This is a genomic window from Streptococcus mitis (genome assembly GCF_001579035.1).
Taxonomy (GTDB): domain Bacteria; phylum Bacillota; class Bacilli; order Lactobacillales; family Streptococcaceae; genus Streptococcus; species Streptococcus mitis_J.
Window position 1 is genome coordinate 442,728 of sequence record NZ_KQ970285.1, and the last position, 1,946, is coordinate 444,673.

Below are 1,946 nucleotides of genomic sequence, written 5' to 3' on the forward strand. Positions count from 1 at the left end.
GCTGATGTAATGACTGCCGGTCGCCATGGAGTAGCTCGTGAAATTACTTCGGGTGTTTTAGAGGGTAAGTATTATCCAAATCATGAGGCGATAGATTTTTATCATCGTTATAAAGAAGACATAGCACTCTTTGCTGAAATGGGATTCAAGTGCTTCCGTACCTCTATTGCATGGACACGTATCTTTCCAAAAGGAGATGAGTTAGAACCTAATGAAGAAGGATTACAGTTTTATGATAATCTTTTTGATGAATGCTTAAAGAACGGTATTGAACCTGTAATCACCCTATCTCATTTTGAGATGCCTTATCACTTAGTGACCGAATATGGTGGCTGGAAAAATAGGAAATTGATTGATTTCTTTGTTCATTTTGCAGAAGTCGTATTTAAACGTTACAAAGATAAGGTTAAATATTGGATGACCTTCAATGAAATCAATAACCAAGCGAATTATCAGGAAGATTTTGCACCATTTACTAACTCAGGTATTGTATATGAGGAAGGTGATAATAGAGAAGCAATTATGTATCAAGCAGCACATTACGAATTAGTTGCTTCTGCACGAGCTGTAAAAATTGGTCATGAAATTAATCCAGATTTTCAAATAGGTTGTATGATTGCGATGTGTCCAATTTATCCAGCTACTTGCAATCCTAAGGATATCTTAATGGCAATGAAAGCTATGCAGAAACGTTATTATTTTGCTGATGTGCATGTTTTAGGTAAATATCCTGAACATATTTTCAAGTATTGGGAACGAAAAGGTATTTCAGTTGATTTTACAGAGCAGGATAAAGAAGATTTACTTGGGGGAACTGTAGATTACATTGGTTTTAGTTACTACATGTCCTTTGCTATCGACTCTCATCGCGAAAACAATCCTTATTTTGATTATCTTGAAACAGAGGATTTAGTGAAAAATAATTACGTTAAGGCTTCTGAATGGGAGTGGCAAATTGATCCTGAAGGTTTGCGTTACGCGTTAAATTGGTTTACAGACCACTATCGTTTGCCACTCTTTATTGTTGAAAATGGTTTTGGAGCTATAGATCAAGTTGCAGCAGATGGTATGGTACATGATGATTATAGAATTGAATATCTAGGTGCCCATATTCGTGAAATGAAAAAGGCTGTAGTTGAAGATGGTGTTGATTTAATGGGTTATACTCCATGGGGATGTATTGATTTAGTTTCAGCTGGTACAGGTGAAATGAGGAAACGTTATGGCTTTATCTATGTAGATAAAGATGATAATGGTCAGGGAAGTTATAACCGTTCCCCGAAAAAATCTTTTGGTTGGTATAAGGAAGTTATTTCATCTAATGGTGAATCAGTAGAATAGTGTAAACAAACTGAGATTATTCTCAGTTTGTTTAGTAAAGTGGGGTGACATATGATTGGAAGCATTGCAGCAATTTTAACGACATTTGCATTTTTACCACAAGTTTTTCGTGTAGTTAAGACAAAGGATACGGAATCTATTGCTCTGGGTATGTATGTTATGCAAGTTATTGGTATTGCATTGTGGCTTGCTCATGGTATTCGTATAGGTGACTTACCTTTGATTTTAGCAAATAGTGTTTCATTTCTATTTTCAGGAATAATTTTATTTTATAAATTGAAGTATAAATAATTTTTTTCCATATCATTTAGGAAAATGAGGGAATTGTCATTGAAAGCGCTTTATCTTATAATGAGATTAGATAACAAATAAGCCAACTTAGCACAGCTTTGATTGGATTTAAGAAAAGGAGAAAATATTATGGCAAAAGCTTTAATTATTTGTGCAGCAGGAATGTCTTCATCACTTATGGCAAAGAAAACCACAGAATTTCTAAAAGGAAAGGGGAAAGATATTGTAGTTGATGCTATTAGTGCTACTGAAGGAGGGAAAGCTATCGCAGCAGCAGATTTTGATTTATATCTTGTCAGCCCTCAAACAAAAAT

Annotated in this window: 3 protein-coding genes; all 3 read left to right on the forward strand. The window is 34.7% G+C overall.

What is annotated here, in order from left to right; translation table 11 throughout:
- Window positions 1–1,341: 6-phospho-beta-glucosidase (locus SMIDD26_RS02225; protein WP_061438768.1), on the forward strand; the 1,341-nt coding region annotated here is incomplete at its 5' end.
- Window positions 1,342–1,392: 51 nt separating this feature from the next.
- A complete protein-coding gene (locus tag SMIDD26_RS02230) occupies window positions 1,393–1,632 on the forward strand; it encodes a SemiSWEET transporter (RefSeq protein ID WP_000580381.1) in 240 nt (79 codons plus the stop codon).
- A 129-nt stretch (window positions 1,633–1,761) separates the two neighbouring features.
- Window positions 1,762–1,946: PTS cellobiose transporter subunit IIB (locus SMIDD26_RS02235; protein WP_134990106.1), on the forward strand; the 185-nt coding region annotated here is incomplete at its 3' end.

Excerpts from the sequence above, each read along its gene's own strand:
- SMIDD26_RS02230 (WP_000580381.1), top strand. The coding sequence starts at position 1,393 with ATGATTGGAAGCATTGCAGCAATTTTAACGACATTTGCATTTTTACCA.